At 52.2% G+C, this 25,909-nt stretch carries 24 protein-coding genes; 13 read left to right on the forward strand and 11 right to left on the reverse strand.

The window, feature by feature from the left end:
- The first annotated feature begins 342 nt into the window (after positions 1-342).
- Positions 343-2,334, forward strand: a complete 1,992-nt coding sequence (gene cirA / locus NBA72_RS19590) for a catecholate siderophore receptor CirA (RefSeq protein WP_000488251.1) — start codon at positions 343-345, stop codon at positions 2,332-2,334.
- Positions 2,335-2,377: 43 nt separating this feature from the next.
- On the opposite strand, the gene NBA72_RS19595 is transcribed toward cirA, so the two are convergent.
- Positions 2,378-3,700, reverse strand: a complete 1,323-nt coding sequence (locus NBA72_RS19595; RefSeq protein ID WP_023202760.1) for an MFS transporter — start codon at positions 3,698-3,700, stop codon at positions 2,378-2,380.
- 32 nt (positions 3,701-3,732) lie between these two features.
- Entirely contained in the window at positions 3,733-4,620 is an 888-nt protein-coding gene (gene serB, locus NBA72_RS19600; protein ID WP_042949016.1) for a phosphoserine phosphatase SerB, read from the reverse strand.
- A gap of 216 nt (positions 4,621-4,836) precedes the next feature.
- Between serB and NBA72_RS19605 the strand changes: the two genes are divergently transcribed.
- Together NBA72_RS19605 and NBA72_RS19610 are read left to right on the forward strand one after the other, a co-directional pair.
- Complete coding sequence (locus tag NBA72_RS19605; RefSeq protein WP_023199587.1) at positions 4,837-6,204, forward strand: L-serine ammonia-lyase; 1,368 nt, start codon at positions 4,837-4,839, stop codon at positions 6,202-6,204.
- A 4-nt stretch (positions 6,205-6,208) separates the two neighbouring features.
- Entirely contained in the window at positions 6,209-6,598 is a 390-nt protein-coding gene (locus tag NBA72_RS19610; protein ID WP_000876817.1) for a helix-turn-helix domain-containing protein, read from the forward strand.
- On the opposite strand, the gene fghA is transcribed toward NBA72_RS19610, so the two are convergent.
- Positions 6,587-7,444: an S-formylglutathione hydrolase gene (fghA, locus tag NBA72_RS19615; RefSeq protein ID WP_042949017.1), complete on the reverse strand. Its 858-nt coding sequence runs from the start codon at positions 7,442-7,444 to the stop codon at positions 6,587-6,589. The two genes, NBA72_RS19610 and fghA, sit on opposite strands and share 12 nt — an antisense overlap.
- Before the next feature lie 329 nt (positions 7,445-7,773).
- Here fghA and folE point away from each other — a divergent pair, with 329 nt between their 5' ends.
- From folE to mglC, 6 genes are all read left to right on the forward strand, one after another.
- Positions 7,774-8,442, forward strand: a complete 669-nt coding sequence (gene folE, locus NBA72_RS19620; protein ID WP_001139611.1) for a GTP cyclohydrolase I FolE — start codon at positions 7,774-7,776, stop codon at positions 8,440-8,442.
- Positions 8,443-8,456: 14 nt separating this feature from the next.
- Complete coding sequence (gene yeiB, locus NBA72_RS19625) at positions 8,457-9,599, forward strand: DUF418 domain-containing protein YeiB (protein WP_042949176.1); 1,143 nt, start codon at positions 8,457-8,459, stop codon at positions 9,597-9,599.
- Positions 9,600-9,748: 149 nt separating this feature from the next.
- Complete coding sequence (galS, locus tag NBA72_RS19630; RefSeq protein ID WP_000628634.1) at positions 9,749-10,771, forward strand: HTH-type transcriptional regulator GalS; 1,023 nt, start codon at positions 9,749-9,751, stop codon at positions 10,769-10,771.
- Positions 10,772-11,269: 498 nt separating this feature from the next.
- Positions 11,270-12,268, forward strand: coding sequence for a galactose/glucose ABC transporter substrate-binding protein MglB (mglB, locus tag NBA72_RS19635; protein ID WP_001036942.1), 999 nt, complete (start codon positions 11,270-11,272; stop codon positions 12,266-12,268).
- Positions 12,269-12,401: 133 nt separating this feature from the next.
- Complete coding sequence (gene mglA / locus NBA72_RS19640; protein WP_000535913.1) at positions 12,402-13,922, forward strand: galactose/methyl galactoside ABC transporter ATP-binding protein MglA; 1,521 nt, start codon at positions 12,402-12,404, stop codon at positions 13,920-13,922.
- 15 nt (positions 13,923-13,937) lie between these two features.
- Positions 13,938-14,948 carry a galactose/methyl galactoside ABC transporter permease MglC gene (gene mglC, locus NBA72_RS19645; protein WP_001275101.1) on the forward strand — a complete coding sequence of 337 codons (1,011 nt, stop codon included), beginning with the start codon at positions 13,938-13,940 and terminating at the stop codon, positions 14,946-14,948.
- A gap of 74 nt (positions 14,949-15,022) precedes the next feature.
- Here the strand turns inward: mglC and preA are convergent, their stop codons facing one another.
- The 8 genes from preA to NBA72_RS19685 all read right to left on the reverse strand — a co-directional run bounded on the left by preA (position 15,023) and on the right by NBA72_RS19685 (position 22,004).
- Positions 15,023-16,258, reverse strand: coding sequence for an NAD-dependent dihydropyrimidine dehydrogenase subunit PreA (gene preA / locus NBA72_RS19650; RefSeq protein ID WP_000956095.1), 1,236 nt, complete (start codon positions 16,256-16,258; stop codon positions 15,023-15,025).
- Entirely contained in the window at positions 16,252-17,493 is a 1,242-nt protein-coding gene (locus tag NBA72_RS19655; protein WP_042949179.1) for an NAD(P)-dependent oxidoreductase, read from the reverse strand. Before NBA72_RS19655 ends, preA begins: the two co-directional genes overlap by 7 nt.
- 204 nt (positions 17,494-17,697) lie before the next feature.
- On the reverse strand, positions 17,698-17,943 hold the full coding sequence (locus NBA72_RS19660) for a DUF2542 family protein (protein ID WP_000605187.1): 246 nt from the start codon (positions 17,941-17,943) through the stop codon (positions 17,698-17,700).
- A complete protein-coding gene (sanA, locus tag NBA72_RS19665) occupies positions 17,940-18,659 on the reverse strand; it encodes an outer membrane permeability protein SanA (RefSeq protein ID WP_000920081.1) in 720 nt (239 codons plus the stop codon). The genes NBA72_RS19660 and sanA overlap by 4 nt, the downstream gene beginning before the upstream one ends.
- A gap of 176 nt (positions 18,660-18,835) precedes the next feature.
- Positions 18,836-19,720, reverse strand: coding sequence for a cytidine deaminase (cdd, locus tag NBA72_RS19670; RefSeq protein WP_000553526.1), 885 nt, complete (start codon positions 19,718-19,720; stop codon positions 18,836-18,838).
- 153 nt (positions 19,721-19,873) lie between these two features.
- Complete coding sequence (locus NBA72_RS19675) at positions 19,874-20,569, reverse strand: CidB/LrgB family autolysis modulator (RefSeq protein WP_000989296.1); 696 nt, start codon at positions 20,567-20,569, stop codon at positions 19,874-19,876.
- Complete coding sequence (locus NBA72_RS19680; RefSeq protein ID WP_000045719.1) at positions 20,566-20,964, reverse strand: CidA/LrgA family protein; 399 nt, start codon at positions 20,962-20,964, stop codon at positions 20,566-20,568. The genes NBA72_RS19675 and NBA72_RS19680 overlap by 4 nt, the downstream gene beginning before the upstream one ends.
- 131 nt (positions 20,965-21,095) lie before the next feature.
- On the reverse strand, positions 21,096-22,004 hold the full coding sequence (locus tag NBA72_RS19685) for a LysR substrate-binding domain-containing protein (RefSeq protein WP_000024658.1): 909 nt from the start codon (positions 22,002-22,004) through the stop codon (positions 21,096-21,098).
- 125 nt (positions 22,005-22,129) lie between these two features.
- Here NBA72_RS19685 and mhbT point away from each other — a divergent pair, with 125 nt between their 5' ends.
- From mhbT to maiA, 4 genes are read left to right on the forward strand one after another with little or no spacing between them, the layout of a single operon-like run.
- On the forward strand, positions 22,130-23,488 hold the full coding sequence (gene mhbT / locus NBA72_RS19690) for a 3-hydroxybenzoate transporter MhbT (RefSeq protein WP_023201136.1): 1,359 nt from the start codon (positions 22,130-22,132) through the stop codon (positions 23,486-23,488).
- An 11-nt stretch (positions 23,489-23,499) separates the two neighbouring features.
- Positions 23,500-24,537: a gentisate 1,2-dioxygenase gene (gene gtdA, locus NBA72_RS19695; RefSeq protein ID WP_001289857.1), complete on the forward strand. Its 1,038-nt coding sequence runs from the start codon at positions 23,500-23,502 to the stop codon at positions 24,535-24,537.
- Between the two features lie 15 nt (positions 24,538-24,552).
- Complete coding sequence (locus NBA72_RS19700) at positions 24,553-25,254, forward strand: fumarylacetoacetate hydrolase family protein (RefSeq protein WP_000170621.1); 702 nt, start codon at positions 24,553-24,555, stop codon at positions 25,252-25,254.
- Between the two features lie 8 nt (positions 25,255-25,262).
- Positions 25,263-25,907: a maleylacetoacetate isomerase gene (maiA, locus tag NBA72_RS19705; protein WP_000781195.1), complete on the forward strand. Its 645-nt coding sequence runs from the start codon at positions 25,263-25,265 to the stop codon at positions 25,905-25,907.
- Positions 25,908-25,909 lie beyond the last annotated feature (2 nt).

The raw sequence follows: 25,909 nt of genomic DNA on the forward strand, positions 1-25,909 counted from the left end.
CGGTATTCTCGTCATAGGCCGGATAGGCTTTATGCCGCCATCCGGCACGGACTGCCTGAACCTGACCCTTCTAACCCTCTCATTCGAGAGGGTTTTTTGTTTTTTCTTTATGATTGGTTCAAATGACATAATTATTAACAATTAAATTGATAATTATTATCGTTTGCTTTATCGTTACTCTCGAAATCAGAAAGGATGAAGATTCGGGCGCGACCGTCACTCATGAGCCCGACTCGCCTGCATAAAAAGAGTTCGCCGTGATAACCGTTATCGCAGGCGAAACGTAATGCGTTGTGAGCGATACCGATTTTTTTTGTCGTATTTACCTCATGGAGAAATGGAATGTTTAGGTTTAACCCTTTCGTTCGGGTAGGGCTTTGTATGTCCGCAGTTACGTTGGCCTGGCCGGTTGCCGCGGCAACGGATGATGGTGAAACCATGGTCGTTACCGCGTCCGCCATCGAACAAAATCTGAAAGATGCGCCAGCAAGTATCAGCGTCATTACCCAGCAAGATTTACAGCGCAGGCCCGTGCAAAACCTGAAAGATGTCCTGAAAGAGGTGCCGGGCGTACAGCTCACTAACGAAGGGGATAACCGTAAAGGCGTGAGTATTCGTGGTCTGGACAGCAGTTATACGCTGATCCTGATCGACGGTAAGCGCGTTAACTCCCGTAACGCGGTCTTCCGCCATAATGATTTTGATCTGAACTGGATACCGGTTGACGCTATCGAACGCATTGAAGTGGTGCGTGGCCCCATGTCCTCGCTGTATGGCTCCGATGCGCTGGGCGGCGTGGTCAACATTATCACCAAAAAAATTGGTCAGAAATGGCACGGCAGCGTCACGGTTGACTCCACTATTCAGGAACATCGCGACCGTGGCGATACCTATAACGGTCAGTTCTTTACCAGCGGTCCGCTGATCGACGGCGTGCTGGGAATGAAAGCCTACGGTAGTCTGGCGAAACGCGAAAAAGACGAGCAGCAGAGCTCCGCCACCACCGCTACGGGTGAAACGCCGCGCATTGAAGGATTTACCAGCCGGGATGGAAACGTCGAGTTTGCCTGGACACCAAACGAAAATCATGACGTTACCGCAGGCTACGGTTTTGATCGCCAGGACCGGGACTCCGACTCGCTGGATAAAAATCGTCTGGAACGGCAAAACTACGCGTTGAGCCATAACGGACGTTGGGATCTCGGCAACAGCGAGCTCAAGTTCTACGGCGAAAAAGTGGAAAACAAAAACCCCGGCAACAGTAGCCCTATCACGTCAGAAAGCAATTCGATTGACGGGAAATACGTTCTGCCGTTAGCGTCTGTCAACCAGTTCCTCACCTTCGGCGGCGAATGGCGTCACGATAAACTGAGCGATGCGGTGAACCTGACCGGCGGTTCCAGTACTAAAACCTCCGCCAGCCAGTATGCTCTGTTCCTTGAAGATGAGTGGCGCATCTTCGAACCGCTGGCGCTGACCACCGGTATTCGTATGGATGACCATGAAACCTATGGCGATCACTGGAGCCCGCGTGCTTATCTGGTCTATAACGCAACGGATACCCTGACGGTGAAAGGTGGGTGGGCCACGGCCTTTAAAGCGCCGTCGCTATTGCAATTAAGTCCGGACTGGGCGACCAACTCCTGCCGTGGCGGATGCCGCATTATCGGTAGCCCGGATCTGAAACCTGAAACCAGTGAAAGCTGGGAGCTCGGCCTTTATTACCGTGGCGAAGAAGGCATACTGGAGGGCGTGGAAGCGAGCGTTACCACGTTCCGTAACGATGTGGACAATCGCATCAGCATTAGTCGTACCCCTGACGTTAACGCCGCGCCCGGCTATTCCAACTTTGTCGGTTTCGAAACCAACAGTCGGGGACAGCGCGTTCCGGTCTTCCGTTATTACAACGTGAATAAAGCGCGTATTCAGGGCGTGGAAACCGAGTTGAAAGTTCCGTTTAACGAGGCGTGGAAACTGTCGTTGAATTACACCTATAACGACGGACGCGACGTCAGTAATGGCGGGAACAAGCCGCTTTCCGATCTGCCGTTCCACACCGCGAACGGTACGCTGGACTGGAAACCGGCGCAGCTCGAAGACTGGTCATTCTACGTATCAGGGAATTATACCGGGCGTAAGCGGGCCGACAGCGCAACGGCGAAAACGCCGGGCGGGTACGTGGTCTGGGATACCGGCGCGGCATGGCAGGCGACGAAAAACGTTAAACTGCGTGCGGGCGTTCTGAACGTGGGCGATAAAGATCTCAAACGCGACGACTACGGTTATACCGAAGACGGACGTCGTTACTTTATGGCGGTGGATTACCGTTTCTGACAGAGACTGGCGACAGCCGCGTTTTGCCGCTGTCGCCAGAATGTTATAACCGATGCAGCCTGGAGAGCAGCGCCAGCGACAGAGTCGTTAGCAGAATGGCGATCACCGCATAGATATAAACGCCCGACCACGCCCAGCTATTTTTCACCATAATTACCGGCACACCGGCCATTGCCGCGCCGACATAGCTGAACAATCCCCGAAAGCCGGTAATCGATCCCGCCGCATCCTTATGGGTCACATCCAGACAGCCGACGGCAAAAAGCATATGCGGTCCGTATAAGGCGAAGCCCATGATGGTGAACAGAATCGCGGTGAGGGTGTAAGAGGTATCCTGAACCAGCGGCACCAGCACGATGCATATGCACAGCGCTAACGCGAAGATTAACCCGGTCATCCAGCGGTTACTTTTGAACATAAAGTCAGACAAGTAGCCTGCCAGCAACCCACCTGCCAGTCCGCCCGCCTCAAACCAGGAAATAATCGAGTTCGCTTTTATCAGACTCCAGCCGTGAACCTGCGAATAGTAAATCTGCGGCCAGTCGTTAAGAATAGTGCGCGCAATATAAACCGACATATCACCGATAATAATGATCCATACCAGTGGATTGGTCAGGATATATTTCACAAAAATCTGCCAGAAGCTCAGGTTGACCGGGCTGGCCTTGACCTGGGCCAGTTCCGTCGGGTCGTTACGCCACTGCCCCACGTTGGGCAAACCTAACGTACCGGGACGATCTTTAATGGTAAATAGCGCCACTATCCCCATCAGCAGTGAAATGGCGCCGGGAACATAAAACCCCATTTTCCAGCTACCGCTAAAGGCGATAGCAAAGCTGGTCAGCAGCGGCGCGAGGCTGCCGCCGATATTGTGCGCCGCTTCAACGATAGCCCACCAGCGTCCCCGTTCGTTTTTCGAAAACCACGAGGCCATAATTTTCGCCATCGGCGGAAAGCTGGTGCCCTGTAAGATCGCGTTGAGACTGTACAGCACGTAGAATGCCGCCACGCTGTCGGAAAAGCCGAACAGAATATTTACAATCCCCACGCCAATCAGCACCGGGCCGGTCATAGCTTTCGGGTTAATTTTATCGACCAGCATCCCGCCGACAAACTTCATCGCGCCATAAAGAATGTAAAAAATAGAAGACATAATGGCGAAGTCTTCTGCGGTCAGCGACGTTTCCGTCAGCATGGCCGGCATCGCGGCGGAGAAGTTTTTACGGGTAAGATAAAAGACGGCATAAGAGATAAAGACCGAGGTGATAATCTCAAAACGAAATTTTTTATAGGTCTGGTCTATCTCTTTTTTCTCTTTTACAATCGGCTTATCGGGCTGGCTGAAAATAAATGTTTTTATACTCATTTTAAAATTCCCTTCCGGCGAGGTGAGTCGCGTTATAATTCATCTTCAATAAGAAAAAGAAGCAATTCGAAACCGTGATAATTAATCTGATGGTGGATTTTTTCCCGTACAACCGGCTTCGCTTTCCAGGCAATACCGGTGCCAGCATGTTCTAACATCGGCAGATCGTTGGCGCCATCACCGCAGGCAATAATATTCTCCGTGGCAATATTTAACCGGGCAGCCAGGTCAACCAGCGTCTGTTTTTTGTTTGCGGCGTTCATAATCGGCAAGGTAATGTTATCCGTCAGAACGTTATCGCGTATTTCAACCGTATTCGAAAAGGCATAATCCAGTTGATACCGTTCTTTTAGACGCTGGGTGAATATATCCAGTCCCCCGGAGATAATCGCGGTTTTAAATCCTTTGGCCTTGATGACTGGCAGAATAGTTAACAGGCCTGGCGAAAGGGTCATGCGATCGCATACGGCGTTCAGCACTGCTTTCGGTGTGCCTTTCAACATTCCGATACGTCGGGTAAAACTGGCGTTAAAATCAAGATTGCCTTCCATCGCCTGTTGGGTAATGGCGGTGATTTGCGTCGACATGCCAAGCTCGCGGGCAATTTCATCCACGCCTTCTTCCGCAATAAATGTCGAGTCCATATCAAACGCGATAATACCGTTAGCAGGCAGTGGCTGCGGCTTAATAAAAAAATCAAACTGCCATTGCAATGAGAGTTCGCGTAAATAGCGATAAAATTCAGGCGTCAGACATTCCGCTGGCAGCGTAAGCTTTAAATAAGCGGTATTGATAAGCGCGGCATAACGTTTATCAAATAATAGCGGAAATGGCATGGTGACGGCATTAAATAACGTTTCCTGTAATTTTTTCTGAAACGTATCGATATCCTGTGTAGTAATAAAATAAATAATGCTCATATGATAACTCCCTTAATTTACGGGTATTATAATGACTCTTTTGCGGCGTGGAATCTTGTGCTATCACAGATATCACAGCCAGAAAAGGGCTAAAAAAGCGTTGTTTTTGATACCAGGTAAAGTTCAGACACAAAAGGTATCACTTTTGATATGCCAACTGTGCGAGGATGTTATTTATTACTGAACGCGAATGACACTGAAAGGATTGATATAACGATGGAGAGTTGCCTTGATATATTCAAAATAGTAATAGGTCCATCCAGCTCACGTACCGTAGGGCCGATGCGCGCCGCCTGTCACTTTATTTCATTGCTCAGAGAACAAGAGACGTTGCCGCTAATTCGGGAAATTGAAATCGAGCTGTATGGCGCGTTATCGTTAAGCCGCAAGTGCCACAATGTGGATACCGCCCTTTATCTTGGGCTGCTGGGTTGCCAGCCGGAGAATGTCGATCTCCGTTCGCATATGGCGGTGATTAAGCGTGCGGAAAATGAAAACAAAATCGAACTCCCGCTCTCCGACGCGGGCGGAATCACGATAAAAGTCAAGATTATCGCCAATCACCAGGCGCATCCAGGCCATCCTTATGCCATGACGTTTCGCGCCAGAGATGATTATTTCACGGTGTATGAAGAGACCTGGTTTTCGACCGGCGCCGGACAAGTTCGCAAACATGGCGAGCCGCTGACGCCATCGCTTCCTTTGCGTACAGTGTCGCCCTTTGAATTTAGTCATGCCGCGCAGTTGCTGGCGCTGTGCCGACGTAATGGCCTGTCCGTTGCGGCGCTGATGATGAAAAATGAGCTGTGCCGCCACTCGCCACAGACGTTGCAGAATTATCTGGCGCAAATATGGGACGTGATGCAGCAGGCGGTTTATCGCGGCCTGCATACTGAGGGGGTATTACCCGGTCCCTATCAGGTACCGCGGCGCGCCTGTGCGTTACATAAGACGTTACAGGCTAACCGTTCCACCAGCGATTTTTTAACCGCGCTGAACTGGGTCAATGCCTTCGCGATTGCGGTAAGCGAAGAAAATGCCAGCGGCGGACAGATTGTTACCGCGCCAACCAATGGCGCGTGCGGCATCATTCCGGCAGCGCTCTGCTGGTATGATAAATTTGTCACGCCGCTGGAGCCCGGTGCTCTGACCCGTTTCTTCCTGACCGCCGCCGCTATCGCGATGTTGTTTAAACAAAACGCCTCTATTCTGGGATCTGAAGTTGGCTGTCAGGGGGAAATCGGCGTGGCGTGCTCAATGGCGGCGGCGGGCCTGGCTGAACTGATGGGCGCATCCGTGGAGCAAACGCTGAGCGCCGCTGAAATTGCCATGGAACATCATCTGGGATTGACCTGCGATCCGCTGGGCGGACAGGTACAAATTCCCTGCATAGAGAGAAACGCCATCTCTGCCGTGAAAGCGATAAACGCGGCGACGATGGCGATGAGTCGCGTAAGCGAACCCTGTATCTCGCTCGATGAGATCATTGCTGCGATGTACGAGACCGGTAAAGACATGAGCGCTAAATACCGTGAAACGTATCATGGTTCGCTGGGGAAAATTCAGCCGCGCAAGAGAGGGTAACAGCGTGAAATACAATACGATGAATAACGACGAGATTATCCTGTCGTTGTGCGCCCGCTTAAAGGAGACGCGTCTGTCTCTTTCGATGACCCAGCAGCAGCTTGCCGATCGCGCGCACGTTGGCATCGCTACCATCAAGCGTATCGAGAAGGGGGGAGGGCTCAATCTTGATACGTTAATTTCTCTCCTGCGGGCGCTGGATAAGTTGCATAATCTTGATGCGGTGCTGTTTGAATCCGAGCTGCGTAATTTTCACGAAAGTTATGAAGGCGGAGAGGGCAGCGGCCGCCTTCAGGTACGCCAGCAGGCCGCGGATTTAAATAATAAATCTTCCGCGCCGCAGTCGGAGGAGGTGAACTACAGCGCGGCGCTGGAAAATTCATTATGTTGGTGACGTCTCACGCTCGCCCCGTAAATACCGGGCATGAAAGCGCAGATGGTCCTCGATGAAGGACGCAATAAAATAATAGCTATGATCGTAGCCAGGCTGGATTCGTAGCGTCATCGGCCAGGCGGTTTGCCGCGCGGCTTCCGCCAGTACGGCTGGCTGAAGTTGATCGGCGAGGAATTGATCGCTGTCGCCCTGATCGATGAGCACAGGAATGGCGTCCTGCGGCTGGCTGGCCAGCATTAATTCGCAGCTATCCCACTCACTCCAGGCTGATTCATCTTCGCCGAGATAAGCGGTAAGCGCTTTGATTCCCCACGGCACGCGGCTGGGGTTGACGATAGGCGCAAAAGCAGAGACGCTGGTGTATTTGCCCGGATTTTTCAGCGCCATGATTAATGCGCCGTGGCCGCCCATCGAGTGCCCGCTGATGGCGCAACGGTCGCTGACGTTAAACTGTGTCTGGATAAGCGCCGGAAGCTCATCGCGCAGGTAATCGTACATGCGATAATGGCTGGCCCAGGGCGGCTGTGTGGCATTGAGATAAAACCCGGCGCCGTGGCCTAAATCGTATCCGCTATCGTCGGCGACCTGTTCACCGCGTGGACTGGTATCCGGCATCACCAATACAATGCCCAGTTCTGCTGCGATACGCTGCGCGCCTGCTTTGGTGGTAAAATTCTCATCATTGCAGGTCAACCCGGACAACCAGTACAGTACCGGAGGCGGTTCATTATCCTGAGTCGGCGGAAGAAAAATGCTGAATGTCATGGCGCAGTTTAGCGTGGCGGCATGATGACGCCAGCGCTGCTGCCAGCCGCCAAAACATCGGTGCTCTTCGAGCATTTCCATGCGAGGGCTCCTTTTATAGTGAACCTGATAAGGTATGCAGATTCTTCATAATACAGATTATTCACCGCGTTGTGAGTAACTTTCACTTCCGTAATACATAAACATGCTTCATCATTTAAATAACGTTGCGTTAACAAATATGCCCTTTGTCCTGCCAGCATTCTCGCACCGGAAAAGATGTCATGAAAGGCAGCGACAATTTCAACAATTATGGGCGTGAATACTGGATTATGTGCGCTACCTCACGCACAATAATCACACTGTCACAATATTGACAAACTTTGCCCCATGCAGGGCAGAGGCGCCACACCTGCAGGAGAACACGATTAATGCCATCACTCAGTAAAGAAGCGGCCCTGGTTCATGACGCGCTGGTTGCCCGGGGGCTGGAAACGCCGCTGCGCCCGCCTATGGATGAACTGGATAATGAAACGCGAAAAAGCCTAATCGCAGGGCATATGACTGAGATTATGCAGTTGCTGAATCTCGATTTGAGCGATGACAGTCTGATGGAAACGCCGCATCGTATCGCTAAGATGTACGTTGACGAGATTTTCGCCGGCCTCGACTATGCCAATTTCCCGAAAATTACCCTCATTGAAAATAAAATGAAGGTGGATGAAATGGTCACCGTCCGCGATATCACGCTGACCAGCACCTGTGAACATCACTTTGTGACCATTGATGGCAAAGCGACCGTCGCGTATATCCCCAAAGATTCCGTGATCGGCCTGTCGAAAATTAACCGCATCGTGCAATTCTTCGCCCAGCGTCCGCAGGTTCAGGAACGTTTGACCCAACAAATTCTGACGGCGCTGCAAACCTTGCTCGGCACCAATAATGTAGCGGTATCGATTGATGCGGTGCATTACTGCGTGAAAGCGCGCGGTATTCGTGACGCAACCAGCGCCACGACGACGACGTCGCTGGGTGGATTGTTTAAGTCCAGCCAGAATACGCGCCAGGAGTTTCTGCGTGCCGTTCGCCATCATCCATGATTAAGGCGGAGACGATGGAGCGTAATGTCACGCTGGATTTTGTACGTGGCGTCGCTATCCTCGGTATCCTGCTTCTTAACATTAGCGCCTTTGGATTGCCGAAGGCGGCTTATCTCAATCCCGCCTGGTACGGCGCGATCGTTCCCGAAGACGCCTGGTCCTGGGCGATTCTCGATATTGTGGCGCAGGCTAAGTTTCTTACGCTGTTCGCGTTGTTGTTTGGCGCGGGGCTACAAATGCTGCTTCCGCGTGGTAAACAGTGGATTCAGTCGCGCTTAACGCTATTGGTACTGTTAGGTTTTATCCATGCGTTATTCTTTTGGGACGGCGACATTCTGCTGGCCTACGGTCTGGTCGGGTTAATTTGCTGGCGACTGGTACGCGACGCGCCTTCGGTAAAAAGCCTGTTCAATACCGGCATACTCCTTTATCTGGTCGGGATTGGCGTGCTACTGCTGCTGGGCGTGGTATCGAGTAGCGAAACCAGCCGCGCCTGGACGCCGGATGCGTCGACAATATTGTATGAAAAATACTGGAAGCTGAACGGCGGCATGGAGGCTATCAGCAACCGGGCAGAGATGCTGTCGAATAGTTTACTGGCGCTCGGCGCGCAGTATGGCTGGCAACTGGCAGGTATGATGCTGCTGGGCGCCGCGCTAATGCGTAGCGGCTGGCTGAAAGGTCAGTACAGTCTGCGGCACTATCGCCGTACCGGGGTTCTGCTGGTGGCGTTAGGGCTAATGATCAACCTGCCTGCGGTCATTTTACAATGGCGGCTGGACTGGGCGTACCGCTGGTGCGCCTTCTTATTGCAGGCGCCGCGCGAACTGAGCGCGCCGTTGCAAACGCTGGGCTATGCCGCGCTGATGTTTGGCTTCTGGCCGCAGCTTAGCCGATGCAGACTGACGCTTGCCATTGCCTGCGTAGGGCGAATGGCGCTGACCAATTATCTGCTGCAGACGATCATCTGTACCACGCTGTTTTATCAGTTTGGCTTATTTATGAAATTCAATCGACTGGAACTCTTGTTCTTTGTCGTTCCTGTATGGGCAATAAACCTTCTCTTTTCCGTCATCTGGCTACGTTTCTGGCGACAGGGACCGGTCGAGTGGTTATGGCGTCAACTCACGTTGCGCGCGTCAGGATCGCTCAGATAACGATCTGGATCACATTCATTAACAAAATGGCTGTAACCGTTTCCATCCCTGTGATGTTTCTCACGCAGCCCTGGGCAGGGTGCTGACAAAATAGCCGCCTGCTAACGGGGCATTTGTGAGCATTTTTGAACTCAAACAGGGCAGTGAATATGATCACCATTCGTGATGTAGCGCGCCAGGCTGGCGTGTCTGTAGCGACCGTTTCCCGCGTACTGAATAACAGCGCGTTGGTCAGTCCCGACACCCGTGACGCCGTTATGCAGGCCGTCACCCTGCTGGGATATCGGCCAAATGCGAATGCGCAAGCGCTGGCCACTCAGGTGAGCGACACCATCGGCGTCGTGGTCATGGATGTTTCCGATGCCTTTTTCGGCGCTCTGGTGAAAGCCGTAGATCTGGTCGCGCAGCAGCACCAGAAATATGTTCTCATTGGCAACAGTTATCATGAGGCGGAAAAAGAGCGCCATGCGATTGAAGTCTTGATCCGTCAGCGTTGTAACGCATTGATTGTTCACTCAAAAGCCTTAACCGATCGCGAGCTGAGCGACTTTATGGATCAGATCCCCGGTATGGTGCTGATTAACCGTATCGTGCCGGGTTATGCGCATCGTTGTGTCTGTCTCGACAATGTGAGCGGCGCCAGAATGGCGACCCGAATGTTGCTGAATAATGGACATCAACGCATCGGCTACCTGGCCTCCAGCCACCGTATTGAAGATGACGCGATGCGCAGAGAAGGGTGGTTACACGCGCTGCAAGAGCAGGGGGTTGCTGCGTCGGAGAGCTGGATTGGCACCGGCACGCCGGATATGCAGGGCGGCGAGTCGGCAATGGTTGAGTTGCTGGGACGCAATCTGCAACTGACGGCGGTATTTGCCTATAACGATAACATGGCGGCGGGCGCGCTGACGGCGTTAAAAGATAACGGCATCGCCATTCCCTTGCATCTGTCTGTCATCGGTTTCGATGATATCCCTATTGCTCGTTATACCGATCCTCAGTTGACTACCGTGCGCTATCCTATTGCTTCTATGGCGAAAATCGCGACCGAGCTGGCGTTACAGGGGGCTGCAGGCACGCTGGATATCACGGCGACGCACTGCTTTATGCCGACCCTGGTGCGGCGCCATTCGGTGGCGTGGCGACAGAATGCGGTACTGATCACTAACTGATTACGCCCCGCATGTAACCGTTTTCAATCTGTGAGTAAATTCACAGTTTATTAACATTGTGATAGCTATGATGACAACGTTTGTCGCACTGTAACTAATGTGTAACAGTTAGTTGTCAGTTTTGCTGGGGTATTTCGCTTATAAAAACCGTTATCACAATATCCCGCGACTACCGGACAAAAATAAAGAGTTGAATAAGAGCTTATCCCATTAGGGCTATTTTACTTGCCATTTTGGACCTGGGCAGTGCTCGCCAAAACGCGTTAGCGTTTTGAACGCCGCTTGCGGCGGCCCGAAGGGCGAGCGTAGCGAGTCAAACCTCACGTACTACGTGTACGCTCCGGTTTTTGCGCGCTGTCCGTGTCCAAACTGGCTGCGCCAATAACGCCTGGTGGGATAGGCTCTAAATACGCTTCGGCGTTCAGTAACATGCGTTAACTTGCTGAACAGCCGGGCATTTTTTTACGCTATACCCTACATAATAAAACCGGAGCTACCATGAATAAGAAGGTATTGACCCTTTCTGCCGTGATGGCAAGTCTGTTATTCGGCGCGCACGCGCACGCGGCTGATACTCGTATTGGCGTGACGATTTATAAATATGACGATAACTTTATGTCCGTGGTGCGTAAGGCTATTGAAAAAGATGGCAAATCCGCGCCGGATGTTCAGCTACTGATGAATGACTCGCAAAACGATCAGTCCAAACAGAATGATCAAATTGACGTTTTATTGGCGAAAGGGGTTAAAGCTCTGGCGATTAACCTGGTCGACCCGGCAGCCGCCGGTACGGTGATTGAGAAAGCGCGCGGGCAAAATGTGCCGGTGGTGTTCTTTAACAAAGAGCCTTCCCGCAAAGCGCTGGACAGCTATGACAAGGCGTATTATGTCGGGACTGACTCTAAAGAATCCGGTGTGATTCAGGGCGACTTGATTGCCAAACACTGGCAGGCGAATCAGGGTTGGGATCTGAATAAAGACGGTAAAATTCAGTATGTTCTGCTGAAAGGCGAGCCGGGGCACCCGGATGCTGAAGCCCGTACGACGTATGTGGTGAAAGAGTTAAATGATAAAGGTATTCAGACCGAGCAACTGGCGTTAGACACCGCCATGTGGGATACCGCGCAGGCAAAAGATAAGATGGATGCCTGGCTGTCTGGCCCGAACGCTAACAAGATTGAAGTGGTTATCGCGAATAACGATGCGATGGCGATGGGCGCGGTAGAGGCGCTGAAAGCGCATAATAAATCATCGATTCCGGTCTTTGGCGTCGATGCGTTACCGGAAGCTCTGGCGCTGGTGAAATCGGGCGCGATGGCCGGTACGGTACTGAATGACGCCAACAATCAGGCGAAAGCGACATTCGATCTGGCGAAAAACCTCGCCGAAGGCAAGGGCGCGGCTGACGGCACCAACTGGAAGATTGAGAACAAAATCGTGCGCGTGCCTTATGTCGGCGTGGACAAAGACAATCTGAGCGAATTTACCCAAAAATAACTTTTCCGTCTGTGGGCGCAATTTTGTTGCGCCCTGAAACCGTGGAAGGGTGACGCGCCGCAGACCGGATAACGTATTTCTTTTGCCATCCGGCGCGGATAGTCATAATTAAAAAGGCCGACAGGGTATCATTATGGGCAGCACGATCTCTCCGTCGTCGGGTGAATATTTGTTGGAAATGCGTGGCATTAACAAATCATTTCCCGGCGTGAAAGCGCTTGATAATGTCAACTTAAACGTTCGTCCGCACTCTATTCATGCATTAATGGGCGAAAACGGCGCAGGCAAATCAACATTATTAAAATGTCTTTTCGGTATTTACCAAAAAGATTCCGGCAGCATTGTATTTCAGGGAAAAGAAGTGGACTTCCATTCGGCGAAAGAAGCGCTGGAGAATGGGATTTCGATGGTACACCAGGAGTTAAACCTGGTATTACAACGTTCGGTCATGGATAACATGTGGCTGGGGCGTTATCCCACCAAAGGTATGTTTGTCGACCAGGATAAAATGTACCAGGATACCAAAGCGATATTTGATGAGCTGGATATCGATATTGACCCGCGCGCGCGCGTAGGAACGTTATCCGTTTCGCAAATGCAGATGATCGAAATTGCGAAGGCGTTTTCCTATAACGCTAAGATCGTTATTATGGATGAACCGACCTCATCGCTAACTGAGAAAGAGGTTAATCATCTGTTCACCATTATTCGCAAGCTGAAAGAACGCGGCTGCGGCATTGTTTATATCTCGCATAAAATGGAAGAAATTTTTCAATTGTGCGATGAAATTACTATCTTGCGCGACGGTCAGTGGATTGCCACCCAGCCGCTGGAAGGGCTGGATATGGATAAGATCATTGCGATGATGGTCGGGCGTTCCCTGAACCAGCGCTTTCCGGATAAAGAAAATAAGCCGGGCGACGTGATCCTGGAGGTTCGTCACCTGACCTCGCTACGCCAGCCTTCCATTCGCGATGTCTCCTTTGATTTGCACAAGGGCGAAATTCTGGGCATTGCCGGTCTGGTTGGGGCAAAGCGTACCGATATCGTCGAAACGCTGTTTGGCATTCGTGAGAAGTCGTCCGGGACAATCACTTTACATGGCAAGAAAATTAATAATCACACTGCGAACGAAGCGATTAACCACGGTTTTGCGCTGGTGACAGAAGAGCGTCGTTCTACCGGAATTTATGCCTATCTGGATATCGGATTTAACTCATTAATTTCGAATATCCGTAATTATAAAAATAAAGTGGGGTTACTGGATAATTCCCGGATGAAAAGCGACACCCAATGGGTCATTGATTCCATGCGGGTAAAAACGCCGGGGCATCGCACGCAAATTGGTTCGCTTTCCGGCGGCAATCAGCAAAAGGTGATCATTGGTCGCTGGCTATTAACGCAGCCGGAAATATTAATGCTGGACGAACCGACCCGCGGCATTGATGTCGGCGCAAAATTTGAAATTTATCAGCTTATTGCGGAACTGGCGAAAAAAGGCAAGGGGATCATCATTATCTCTTCTGAAATGCCGGAGCTGTTAGGGATTACCGATCGTATCCTGGTGATGAGTAACGGTCTCGTTTCCGGCATTGTCGATACTAAAACAACAACGCAAAACGAAATTTTGCGTCTTGCTTCTTTGCACCTTTAAGATCAGGGGCTCCTTATGAGTGCGTTAAACAAGAAAAGCTTTTTGACCTGGCTGAAAGAGGGCGGAATTTACGTCGTTCTTTTAGTGCTGCTGGCGATTATTATTTTCCAGGACCCGACTTTTTTAAGTTTGCTGAATTTAAGTAATATTCTGACGCAATCTTCGGTACGTATTATTATCGCGCTGGGCGTGGCGGGACTCATCGTCACCCAGGGGACAGACCTGTCGGCGGGGCGTCAGGTAGGGCTGGCGGCGGTTGTGGCGGCAACATTACTGCAATCAATGGAAAACGCCAACAAAGTGTTTCCGGAAATGGCGACCATGCCGATTGCGCTGGTCATCCTGATTGTCTGCGCGATTGGCGCGGTTATTGGCCTGGTGAACGGCATCATCATTGCTTACCTGAACGTGACGCCGTTTATTACCACGCTTGGCACGATGATTATCGTTTATGGGATCAACTCCCTTTACTATGACTTTGTCGGCGCTTCGCCCATTTCCGGCTTTGACAGCGGCTTTTCCACCTTTGCACAGGGCTTTGTGGCGATGGGCAGTTTCCGGCTCTCATACATCACCTTTTACGCTCTGATTGCGGTAGCGTTTGTCTGGGTGCTGTGGAATAAGACCCGTTTTGGTAAAAACATTTTTGCTATTGGCGGCAACCCGGAGGCGGCGAAAGTTTCTGGCGTAAACGTGGCGCTGAATCTGCTGATGATTTATGCGCTCTCCGGCGTGTTTTATGCCTTCGGCGGCTTACTGGAAGCAGGGCGTATTGGTTCTGCCACCAACAACCTCGGCTTTATGTATGAACTGGATGCGATTGCCGCGTGCGTGGTCGGGGGCGTATCGTTTAGCGGCGGAGTGGGGACGGTCTTCGGCGTGGTGACCGGCGTCATTATCTTTACCGTCATCAACTATGGCCTGACCTATATCGGGGTAAACCCGTACTGGCAGTACATTATCAAAGGCGGCATTATCATTTTCGCCGTGGCGCTGGACTCGCTGAAATACGCGCGTAAGAAGTAGTTATCCAGACCTATTACTTTGCTTATCAGATAACCCGGCGCAGCGAAACTGCGCGCCGGGCTTCATACCGCGAGCTACAGCGTTAACGCGTGCTCTTTTTCGCCTTTTTTAAATTTGACCTCGCCTAAATCAATACAGGCGACCGGGCAGACATGACCGCACAGCAGACAACCGACGCATTTTTCCGTATTGCAATGCGGCGTGCGGCTGTGTTCATCCCACTCCATCGCCTGATGGCCGCCGTCATAGCAGGAGATATAGCAACGTCCGCAGCCGACGCATTTCTCCTGATTAATCCGCGGATAGACGATATAGCTGCGATCCAGATCTTCCGCCGGGATAATATTGCCATTCGCCAGCCCGATCATCTCCTGTAATGAGGCAAATCCCTGATCGGCCAGATAGTGGCTGAGGCCGCTCGCCATATCTTCTACAATGCGGTAACCGTATTGCATAATGCCTGTCGTCACCTGTAGGGTCGCCGCGCCCAGCAGCAGAAATTCGGCAGCGTCTTCCCAGGTTTCAATGCCGCCGATACCGCTAATCGGGAAATCGCGCAGTTCAGGGTGCATTCGCAACTGCTGGATAAAACGCAGCGCAATGGGTTTCACCGCTTTTCCTGAATAACCGGAGATACTGGATTTACCGTTAACCACCGGCATCCCGATTTTGCGGTTCAGGTCGATGTTAGTAATGGACTTCACGGTGTTGATGGTGGCGATACCGTCGGCTCCGCCGCGTTTGGCGGCCAGCGCGACTTCGCACATATCGCCAATATTCGGCGTCATTTTCGCCAGCATTGGCAAAGATGAACCGCGTTTTACGGCGCGGCAGTATTTTTCAACCAGCTCCGGGCTTTGCCCTACATCGCTTCCCATGGCGTGCGAGGTCATCTGCGGGCAAGAGAAGTTACACTCAATCATATCCGCGCCGGCTTCTTCAACCAGACGCGCCAGTTCCTGCCACTGCTGCTCATTTTCTCCCATGATGGAAGCAATCAGCACCTTATCCGGATAATCCTGTTTTAACCTTCGAATGGCGGCCAGGTTCTCTTCCAGCGGATGCTCAGCAATTTGCTCCATGTTTTTGAAACCAATAAAACCGGTATCTTCTTTCGTCAGGTGATCAAAACGTGGAGAGACTTCGTTGGCAATAAAAAAACCAATGGTTTTAAAAACGATCCCGCCCCAGCCGGTATCATAGGCTTTGGCGCACATCTCATAACAATTGCCTACCGGAGAAGAAGAAAGGCAAAACGGATTGGGAAACTTAACGCCGCAAAAGGTAACAGACAAATCTTTTGTTAACATGAGCAGGCCTCCTCTAAATAATGATGAATAGCCTGAGCGGCTTCTTTTCCGGTTTTTACCGCATAAACGACGGTCTTATCACCTTTAACAATATCGCCAGCGGCAAAGATCGCCGGGTCGTCGGTTTGATAATTGTGCGTGTCGATAATATTACGCTGCGCTTTTATCTCCGCAAAGGCATCCAGTCGCGCGTGCTGCCCCACGGCCAAAATAATATTTTCCGCTTCCAGCGTCAGTTCTCCTGAATGGCGTACATGGTGGAAGGTCACTTTATTTCCGCTGACGGCGACAGGCGTAAAACCATCAATAATCGATACGCCTAATGCCTGCGTGCTGGTAAATTCTTTTTCGCTGGCGGGGAATTCGGTTAATTCTTCCCGCGCCACGCAGGTGACGGAAGGACAGCCGAGAATTTTTAACGTACTGGCGACATCCATCGCTACGTCGCCGCCGCCAATAATTAATGCGCTACGCGGAACGCTAATATCGCCGTCGGCCTGACGGGCGCGCTGTAAAAAATCAACGGCAATCTCTACGTGACTGGCTTGCTCAAATAACGGTAAATCAGAGCCACAGGACATCCCGACGGTCATCAGCACGGCGCGATATTCGGCTTTGAGTTGCGCAAGCGATAGCGACCCGCCCACCTCACAATTACATTTAATATTGACGCCCATTTCTACAATGCGGGCAATTTCCTGATCGAGTACGCTTTGCGGCAGACGAAATGCCGGGATGCCGTGACGCAGCCATCCGCCGGGCTGCGGCTGTTTTTCGTAAATGGTGACGTCATAGCCTAAATGCGTGAGCGTCACGCTTGCCTGCAAACCTGCCGGACCCGCGCCAATAATCGCGACTTTCCCGCGTGTTTTACTCCCGGGCTGATAAATCTGCATGGCAGTCTGCTGTTCAAAATCGGTAATAAAACGTTGCAGGCGTGCAATATCAATAGGTTTATCTATTCCGGAACGTGTACATCCGCGCTGGCATAATTTTTCCGTCGGACAGACTCTGGCGCAGACAGCGCCAAGCGCGTTATTTTCCCGGATAGTTTCCGCTGCGCCTTTAAAATTGCGAAAGTAAATAGAACGAATAAATTTCCCCGGATCGGTTTGCGCCGGGCAAGCCTGACTACAGGGCGCATCGTGACATAATAAACAACGCGAAGCCTCTTTTATTGCCAGTAATGGCGTAAAACCAGGCGTGAGTTCATCCAGATAATTTTGTTGCGGCATATAATCTTCCTTAATGCTTGAATAAATTAAGGCGAAACGCAAATAACGCGTTTTAATGATCAAAAATCTACCGCCAGCCTAAGCATTGAAAGAAGGGTATTCTGTGAAAGAATTCACAAAAAAATGAAACCAGAATGCAAAACAGCATTTGTTCCTTATATCATAATAATAACTATTCTCAATTTTAAAGGGATAATAAATAGATTAACGATAAAAAAGAAGATAAATAATCATTCCAGTAAATAAAAAACCGCAACCGGTATAAAGAAAAAGATAAGACCAATATTGTACGGGATCGGCATGGCGATAGACATAAACCGGTTTTCGCGCATTTTTGACAACTTTATCTACCGCGCCGGTTCGCCAGCCTTTCCAGGCCTCACGGAAGCAAAAAAGCGGGAGTAGCAGAAAGGCTAATATGACAAATATCGTCTGTACATCCATGATCATTTCCCTTTTTTCTTTTCCAGTTCAAGCAATTGTTCCGGTGTAACTGCCGGATACCCCTGGGCGTCATTCGGCACCTGATGCTGCGTGGGAATAGGTACCAGCGGGCCTAAAAAACGCGGTTCGCGTTTAAAAATATAGAGATCCGCCAGCGCGCTAAAGCGGGCGCCAAATTCGCGCAGGCGCACTGTCAGCATATTTTTGGGCGAAGGTACCGCGTAACACTGCGCCTGAATGCCCATATGCAGCGCAATAAACAAGGCGCGTTCGCAGTGGAAGCGCTGAGTGATGATAATAAAGTCGTTGGTATCAAACACTTTGCGGGTACGCACAATGGAGTCAAGCGTACGGAAGCCAGCGTAATCAAGCACAATGTCCGCAGGATCGACGCCCGCCGCGATAAGGTCTTTGCGCATGGTCATCGGTTCGTTATAGCTTTGCAGGGCATTGTCGCCGCTGAGCAGCAGGTAATTGACTTTACCGCTATTGTAAGCGTTTAACGCGCCCTGGATACGATAACGATAGTACTGATTAATGACACCCTTGCGATAGTATTTGGCTGTCCCTAACACGACGCCAACCTGGCGGTAGGGAAGATCCTGTAGCTCGTCATAGATATAGGGCGCTGTTTTCCAGCTCATCCACCGATCGAGGCCAAGCACCGTCAACAGCAGCAAGCCTACCAGGACCAACAGGCTGTAAAACACGCGCTTTAACATGCAGGAAACTCGATACCAGGATGAAAGTACGATCAGGCTACTGTACCCGAAGACGTAGCGCAAGAAACCGCCGTCTGATTGCGGAGATTTTCAGCATGATTTCCCTTGTATCGGGTCGCGGGAGAGGAGAGTCAGGCCGGATAAGACGCCAGTGCGTCGCTATCCGGCACATTTGCTTAGCCGAGAAGCACGCGGTCAATATTATGGCAACCTAACGCTTTCAGCGTTGCGGCGGTGGCATCCCATTGAATTAATGCTGCATCGCCTTTTTCCGCCAGAATCGCGCGCTGAATATCCGCATAGTCATAGCCATTGAGACTCAGCAGGTTTAGCGCGCCTTGCAGTGGGGGAAGCGTAGGGTTAAAGGCGGCGTTTTCCGCATAGCTGCCGGTGAAAATACGGCCATCTTTACATTCCAGCGCCACGCCGCTCGGTGAGTGGCTATAAGGCATATGGCTCTTATTGGCTGCCGTAATCGCCGCTTGCGTTAGCGTATCGCCCGTTAACGTAAAGCCATGATCCTGCTCGTCCATCAGCAGCGTTTTGATCTCCAGATCTTTTGGCCCGAAAGCGTCAGGCAGATAATCGCGTAACGTATGCGGCGCGCGGCCCGGCAGATGAATGCGCAGATCCAGACCGCTGTTCAGCTCGTTCATAAACTGGCGACAGTGGCCGCAAGGCGTGTAGTTAACGGTGACGGCGGCGAGCCCTTTTTCGCCGCGTAGCCAGGCGTGGCTAATCGCGCTTTGTTCAGCATGCACAGTTTGTTGCATGGTGGCGCCCAGGAACTCCATATTCGCGCCGAAATACCAGTTGCCGCTAACGCCGCGCGCAATCGCGCCGACGTTAAAATGGGACAAATCGGTACGGGCGCAGGCCGCCGCCAGAGGTAACAGTGCGAAAGCCAGCGCGTCTTCGTCCAGTCCCGCCGTATTTTTAAGCGTCGAGACCTGCTCTGCGGTCAGCATGGCGGGAAAATGGTGGTCCGCCAGGATAGGGGCCAGCGCTGATTGCAAATTATCCGCAAGCTGGGCAAAAGCAGTTTGAAAACGTGGATGCATGGCGTTGCCTCATAACAATGTAATGGAACCGTAGTTTACGGGCCTGCTATGTCTTAATATGTGATCTAAATCTCATTGCTTATGCAACTTGTGAAACTTAAATGAAAAATGCGCGACGTATCGCAAATTTTAACCCGGTCTTTTGTCCCGTCGTTAGCGCATTACCGCCAGAATGAGCGGAAACAAAAAGGGTGCTACCAGCGAGGTAATAATGCCGCAGATCACCAGCGCCAGGGAGCTAAACGCGCCTTCCTGGTAATCCAGCTCGGCGCAGCGCGCAGTACCGAGCGCATGTGAGGCGGTCCCCATTGCCAGCCCGCGTGCGGCTTTAGTACGGATGTGCATCGCGTTTAACAGCGTGTGGCCAAACACCGCGCCCAGAATACCGACAAAAATTACGCATACCGCGCTGATCGCGGGGATGCCGCCGATGCTGCCGCCCACCGCCATCGCGATAGGCGTAGTCACGGATTTAGGCAGTACCGATGCCGCGATTTCAGGCGTTGCGCCCATCAGCAAGGCAACGGATGTTCCGGTAATCATCGCTACCAGACTGCCGACAAAACAGATACTAATAATGGATTTCCAACGCGCGCGAATCTGGTGCAATTGTTCATAAAGGGGATAGGCCAGTGCCACTACCGCCGGTTGCAGCAGATCGTTAAGTACTTCGCTGCCTTTGAAGTAGTGCTCGTAGGGAATACCGGTCAGCAACAGAAAAGGAATAATGACTACCATTGCCACCAGCAGCGGATTCAGCAACGGCATTTTAAAATGCGCCGCCAGTCGGCGGGCGGCGAAAAATACCGCCAGCGTCAGCGGTAACGACCACCAGATATATGTCATCATTTTTTCGTTCCCTTCTGCCCAACCACTTTACGCTCACCGTGTATCAGATGTGAACTCCAGCTTACGACCACAAAAACGACCAGCGTACTGATAGCGCAAGAGACCACCACCGGGCCGAATTGCGCGCGCAGTAAGTCAAAATATTGCATGACCCCAACGCCAATCGGCACAAACAGCAACGCCATATAACGAATCAGCACATAACAGCCGGGGTTAACCCACTTCGCCGGCAGAATTTGCAGCGCCAGCAACACAAACAGAATTAACATCCCGATAATGCTGCCGGGAATAGTGATAGGAAGCAGTGATGCAAGAAAAATGCCTGCGTACAAACAGGCATAAATCAATACAAAAGCGCGTATATATTGCCAGATAATATTCAGTGACTTACTCATGTTTAAAGCCCTTGATGAGATGGATTCATCATACAATTAAACGTTAAAACGTGCTACCGATCACATCATGAATTCTTAGCATAGTGGGTATAGACAGCAGGAACATCGGGCAATGCCCCTGGTCGGCGGCGTTAAACCTGGGCTAAAAAATACAAAAAGCGACTCAGGGCCAAAGACGGCGTCTCATTCTTACGCCAGAACATCCCTACGCTGCCTTTTTGCTCAATTTTTGGCAAGTTTAAAATCGCCAGTTGCCCCTGGCTGGCATAGCGTTGCGCCAGCCGTAAAGAAAGAATAGAGATCATATCGCTGCTTTGCAGCAAATTGGTGCTGACGTTCATTGACGCCGATTCAATGGTGTTTTCCGGGAGCATGACGCCGTTATCGACGAGGGCGTTATCAATACTGATGCGAATAGGGGTGCCGGTTGGCCAGACTATCCACCGCCAGTGCGCCAGATCGCTCCAGGCGATCTGCGCTCGCGCGGCCAGCGGATGGTGCGGACGCGCCACAAAGCAGACCGGCTCGGTATAAAGTACCTGATAATTAAGCGGCAGTTGCAGGGCGCGTCCGCCGACACGCCCTACCACCACATCCACCTGACCGGCAAGCAAATCGTGCAGCAGCGGCGTCATTACCTTTTCTTCAATATTCAGATGCAGCGTCGGCATTTCGTTAAGCAGGCTCAGAATCGCCTGTGATACGCAGTCAGTCGCCACGGGCGAACAGCCGATCTTCAGGCTGCCAACCAGGCCGCCCTGCTTGAAACGGGCGATTTCATACTGTGAACGCTCCAGATCGTTAATTAGGCGCTGGGCGTGCTGGAGCAGTAATTTACCGCCTTCCGAGGGGCGTAGCCCTTTACTGTGGCGCTCAAAAAGCGTGATGCCTATCTCATCTTCGAGTTGAGATAGCCACTTCGATAGCGCCGGCTGGGAGATATTCATCATCCGGGCGACGTGCGTCAGGTTGCCCTGTTCGCCCAGCGCAACCAGCGTTTGTAGGTGATGTAATTTCAATTTCTGCGCCCAGTTCGCCATTCGCTATAACCTCCAGGTTATGTCTCTGCCTGAAAAGCCATTGTACATTTTATCGCTCACTCTACAAACTCGTAACATAGCAAACATAAAAACAACATCTATCTCCCTGCACTGAGGCATTAGCTATGACTCAACGACGTGATCTACAAGCCCTTATTGATGCCGCGCCCGTCGGCAAAATGCAGTGGCGCGTTATCATCTGCTGTTTTCTGGTGGTTATGCTCGACGGTTTCGACACCGCCGCGATTGGCTTCATCGCCCCGGATATTCGTACTCACTGGCAGCTAAGCGCCAGCGAACTTGCGCCGCTGTTTGGCGCAGGGCTGCTGGGGCTTACGGCTGGCGCGCTGCTATGCGGGCCGCTGGCGGATCGCTTTGGCCGCAAGCGGGTCATTGAGCTTTGCGTAGCGCTATTCGGCGCATTGAGCCTGCTTTCCGCTTTCTCGCCGGATATAGAAACCCTGGTGTTGCTGCGCTTCTTAACCGGTCTGGGACTGGGCGGAGCGATGCCGAATACCATCACCATGACGTCGGAATACCTTCCCGCTCGTCGACGCGGAGCGCTGGTCACGCTGATGTTCTGCGGTTTTACCCTGGGGTCGGCGATGGGCGGGATTGTGAGCGCGCAACTGGTGCCGCTGATTGGCTGGCACGGAATTCTGGCGCTAGGCGGCATCTTGCCTTTGCTGCTGTTTTTCGGCCTGCTGTTCGCGCTGCCGGAATCTCCCCGCTGGCAGGTACGTCGCCAACTACCGCAAGCCGTTGTCGCCAGGACGGTCAGCGCCATTACCGGCGAGCGCTATCACGATACACAATTCTTTCTGCATGAGACGGCAGCCGTCGCCAAAGGCAGTATTCGCCAGCTTTTTGCCGGGCGACAGCTTGTCATTACCCTGATGTTATGGGTGGTGTTCTTTATGAGCCTGCTCATTATCTATCTGCTTTCCAGCTGGATGCCGACGTTACTTAACCATCGCGGTATTGATCTGCAACAGGCGTCGTGGGTGACTGCCGCATTCCAGGTTGGCGGCACGCTTGGCGCGCTGTTACTCGGCGTGTTGATGGACCGGCTTAACCCGTTCCGGGTACTGGCGGTGAGCTATGCGCTGGGCGCGGTTTGCATTGTCATGATAGGCCTGAGCGAAAACGGCCTTTGGCTGATGGCGCTGGCAATTTTTGGTACCGGCATCGGTATTAGCGGTTCCCAGGTCGGGCTTAATGCTCTGACGGCGACGCTGTACCCCACCCAAAGCCGGGCGACGGGCGTGAGCTGGTCGAACGCCATTGGACGCTGCGGGGCGATTGTCGGTTCGCTCTCCGGCGGCATGATGATGGCCCTCAATTTCTCTTTCGATACGTTGTTTTTTGTCATTGCTATTCCGGCGGCTATCAGCGCGGTAATGCTTACCCTGCTGACGGTGGTTGTCCGCCTTTCGATTTCTGTACCTGACGACCTGCCGCGTGCCAGCGTCGTAAACGAATAAGGAGAATCTCCATGTCTGAAATAAATCAGAACGTAAAAGATAGCCGTCAGCAGTATTACCAGCATATTTCCGGGCAGAATCTGACGCCGCTGTGGGAATCGTTACATCACCTGGTACCGCAGACGCCAAACGCCAACTGCGCGCCGGCCTACTGGAATTATCAGGAAATTCGTCCGCTACTGATGGAAAGCGGCAATGTCATTGGCGCGAAAGAGGCGATCCGCCGGGTGCTGGTGCTGGAAAATCCGGCATTGCGCGGTCAGTCGTCGATCACGGCGACCTTATATGCTGGTTTACAGCTGATCCTGCCCGGCGAAGTCGCGCCGAGTCATCGCCATAACCAGTCGGCGCTGCGTTTTATCGTCGAAGGTAAAGGCGCATTTACCGCGGTGGACGGCGAGCGCACGCCAATGCATACCGGCGATTTTATCCTGACGCCGCAGTGGCGCTGGCACGATCATGGTAATCCGGGATCAGAGCCGGTGGTATGGCTGGATGGTCTGGATCTGCCGTTAGTCAACCTCCTGGGCTGTGGGTTTGCGGAAGACTATCCCGAAGATCAGCAGCCGGTAACGCGAAAAGAGGGCGATTATCTGCCGCGCTATGCAGCGAATATGCTGCCGCTGCGCCACCAGCGCGGGAACTCGTCGCCGATTTTCAACTACCGTTACGACCGCAGTCGCGAGGCGCTGCACGATCTGACCCGTATGGGCGATCCGGATGAGTGGGAAGGTTACAAGCTGCGTTACGTTAATCCCGTCACCGGCGGTTATCCGATGCCGTCGATGGGCGCGTTCCTGCAACTGCTGCCAAAAGGCTTTGCCTCGCGTGTGGCGCGGAGCACCGACAGCACTATCTACCACGTCGTTGAAGGGGCAGGGCAGGTCACTATCGGCAACGAAACTTTTCATTTTTCCGCAAAAGACATTTTTGTGGCGCCGACCTGGCATGAGGTGTCGTTTCGCAGCAGCGAAGACACGGTGTTATTCAGCTTTTCGGACAAGCCGGTTCAGGAAGCCCTGGGGCTGTTCCGCGAAGCACGTTATTAATTAGGGAGAGAGAACATGACCAAATATGTATTCCAGCCGCAGGCCCCAGTGACAGTACCCGTGGCGGGCAGTGATGAGCAGTTTCCGGTACGTCGCGTTTACTGCGTGGGTCGCAACTATGCCGCCCATGCCCGTGAAATGGGCTTTGATCCCGATCGCGAACCGCCGTTCTTCTTTTGTAAACCAGCGGACGCTGTCGTCCCGGTAGCGGCGGGGGATACCCTGGAACTGCCGTATCCGGCGCAGACCGATAACTACCATTATGAAATTGAGCTGGTGGTGGCGATTGGTAAAAAGGGGAGCGATATCCCGCTGGAAAAAGCCCATGAATATGTCTGGGGATACGCCACCGGTCTGGACATGACGCGTCGCGATCGTCAGATGGAAATGCGTCAGATGGGACGCCCGTGGGAAATTGGCAAAGCGTTCGATCTCTCCGCGCCCATTGCGCCATTACACAAAGCCGCTGAAACGCATAATGTGGATAACGCCCCTATTTGGCTACAGGTTAACGGCGAAGACCATCAGCGCAGCGATATTCGTCATCTGATTTGGTCGGTGAATGAAACCATCAGCTATTTGTCCGGCTTCTTTGAATTGCAGCCAGGCGATTTGATTTTCACCGGTACGCCAGAGGGGGTGGGCGCAGTGGTGAAAGGGGATGTCATCACCGGGAACGTAGAAGGTCTGACGCCGATTGCTGTGAAAATTGTCTGAGGTGAACGATGAAGCTGTACAGTTTCTTTAATAGTTCGGCGTCTTATCGTGTACGTATTGCGCTGGCGTTAAAGGGGATTGATTACCAGACAGTGGGCGTCAATATTCGTATCGGCCAGCAGAATGAGCTGGCCTACCGACGGATGAATCCGGTAGGCCTGGTGCCGACGCTGGTCACTGATGACGGCGAATCGTTGGGGCAATCGCTGGCCATCGTCGACTGGCTGGACCGACATTTTCCGCAAACGCCGCTGCTGCCGACGAGCGACCCGGCGCGCAGCCAGGCGCTGGAAATTGTCTACGCTATCGCCTGCGATATACACCCAATCAATAACATGCGCGTGTTGCGCTACCTGACCGATGAGCTGAAGGTTAGCGAAGAGGATAAAAAACGCTGGTACGCCCACTGGATACAGCAAGGGTTAAGCGCGGTAGAGCAGCTATTGCGTAAAAGTCAGTCCGGACGATTCTGCGTGGGCGACGCGCCAGGCCTTGCGGACTGCTGCCTGATTCCTCAGTGGGCGAATGCGCTCAGGATGGGCTGCGATTTATCAGGCTATCCGCGCTGTAAAGCCGTTTATGACGCCTGCGTACAGCTACCGGCGTTTATTGCCGCCGCGCCGGAAAATCAACAAGATAAAATCCCGGCCTGAAA

The organism is Salmonella sp. NW1250 (assembly GCF_051812965.1).
In the GTDB taxonomy this organism is placed as follows: Bacteria; Pseudomonadota; Gammaproteobacteria; order Enterobacterales; family Enterobacteriaceae; genus Salmonella; species Salmonella enterica.

What these genes read in the sequence shown, in the direction of transcription:
- cirA (WP_000488251.1), top strand. Translation starts at nt 343, where the DNA reads ATGTTTAGGTTTAACCCTTTCGTTCGGGTAGGGCTTTGTATGTCCGCA.
- NBA72_RS19595 (WP_023202760.1), bottom strand. Translation starts at nt 3,700, where the DNA reads ATGAGTATAAAAACATTTATTTTCAGCCAGCCCGATAAGCCGATTGTA.
- serB (WP_042949016.1), bottom strand. Translation starts at nt 4,620, where the DNA reads ATGAGCATTATTTATTTTATTACTACACAGGATATCGATACGTTTCAG.
- NBA72_RS19605 (WP_023199587.1), top strand. Translation starts at nt 4,837, where the DNA reads ATGGAGAGTTGCCTTGATATATTCAAAATAGTAATAGGTCCATCCAGC.
- fghA (WP_042949017.1), bottom strand. Translation starts at nt 7,444, where the DNA reads ATGGAAATGCTCGAAGAGCACCGATGTTTTGGCGGCTGGCAGCAGCGC.
- folE (WP_001139611.1), top strand. Translation starts at nt 7,774, where the DNA reads ATGCCATCACTCAGTAAAGAAGCGGCCCTGGTTCATGACGCGCTGGTT.
- yeiB (WP_042949176.1), top strand. Translation starts at nt 8,457, where the DNA reads ATGGAGCGTAATGTCACGCTGGATTTTGTACGTGGCGTCGCTATCCTC.
- galS (WP_000628634.1), top strand. Translation starts at nt 9,749, where the DNA reads ATGATCACCATTCGTGATGTAGCGCGCCAGGCTGGCGTGTCTGTAGCG.
- mglB (WP_001036942.1), top strand. Translation starts at nt 11,270, where the DNA reads ATGAATAAGAAGGTATTGACCCTTTCTGCCGTGATGGCAAGTCTGTTA.
- mglA (WP_000535913.1), top strand. Translation starts at nt 12,402, where the DNA reads ATGGGCAGCACGATCTCTCCGTCGTCGGGTGAATATTTGTTGGAAATG.
- mglC (WP_001275101.1), top strand. Translation starts at nt 13,938, where the DNA reads ATGAGTGCGTTAAACAAGAAAAGCTTTTTGACCTGGCTGAAAGAGGGC.
- preA (WP_000956095.1), bottom strand. Translation starts at nt 16,258, where the DNA reads ATGTTAACAAAAGATTTGTCTGTTACCTTTTGCGGCGTTAAGTTTCCC.
- NBA72_RS19655 (WP_042949179.1), bottom strand. Translation starts at nt 17,493, where the DNA reads ATGCCGCAACAAAATTATCTGGATGAACTCACGCCTGGTTTTACGCCA.
- NBA72_RS19660 (WP_000605187.1), bottom strand. Translation starts at nt 17,943, where the DNA reads ATGATCATGGATGTACAGACGATATTTGTCATATTAGCCTTTCTGCTA.
- sanA (WP_000920081.1), bottom strand. Translation starts at nt 18,659, where the DNA reads ATGTTAAAGCGCGTGTTTTACAGCCTGTTGGTCCTGGTAGGCTTGCTG.
- cdd (WP_000553526.1), bottom strand. Translation starts at nt 19,720, where the DNA reads ATGCATCCACGTTTTCAAACTGCTTTTGCCCAGCTTGCGGATAATTTG.
- NBA72_RS19675 (WP_000989296.1), bottom strand. Translation starts at nt 20,569, where the DNA reads ATGATGACATATATCTGGTGGTCGTTACCGCTGACGCTGGCGGTATTT.
- NBA72_RS19680 (WP_000045719.1), bottom strand. Translation starts at nt 20,964, where the DNA reads ATGAGTAAGTCACTGAATATTATCTGGCAATATATACGCGCTTTTGTA.
- NBA72_RS19685 (WP_000024658.1), bottom strand. Translation starts at nt 22,004, where the DNA reads ATGGCGAACTGGGCGCAGAAATTGAAATTACATCACCTACAAACGCTG.
- mhbT (WP_023201136.1), top strand. Translation starts at nt 22,130, where the DNA reads ATGACTCAACGACGTGATCTACAAGCCCTTATTGATGCCGCGCCCGTC.
- gtdA (WP_001289857.1), top strand. Translation starts at nt 23,500, where the DNA reads ATGTCTGAAATAAATCAGAACGTAAAAGATAGCCGTCAGCAGTATTAC.
- NBA72_RS19700 (WP_000170621.1), top strand. Translation starts at nt 24,553, where the DNA reads ATGACCAAATATGTATTCCAGCCGCAGGCCCCAGTGACAGTACCCGTG.
- maiA (WP_000781195.1), top strand. Translation starts at nt 25,263, where the DNA reads ATGAAGCTGTACAGTTTCTTTAATAGTTCGGCGTCTTATCGTGTACGT.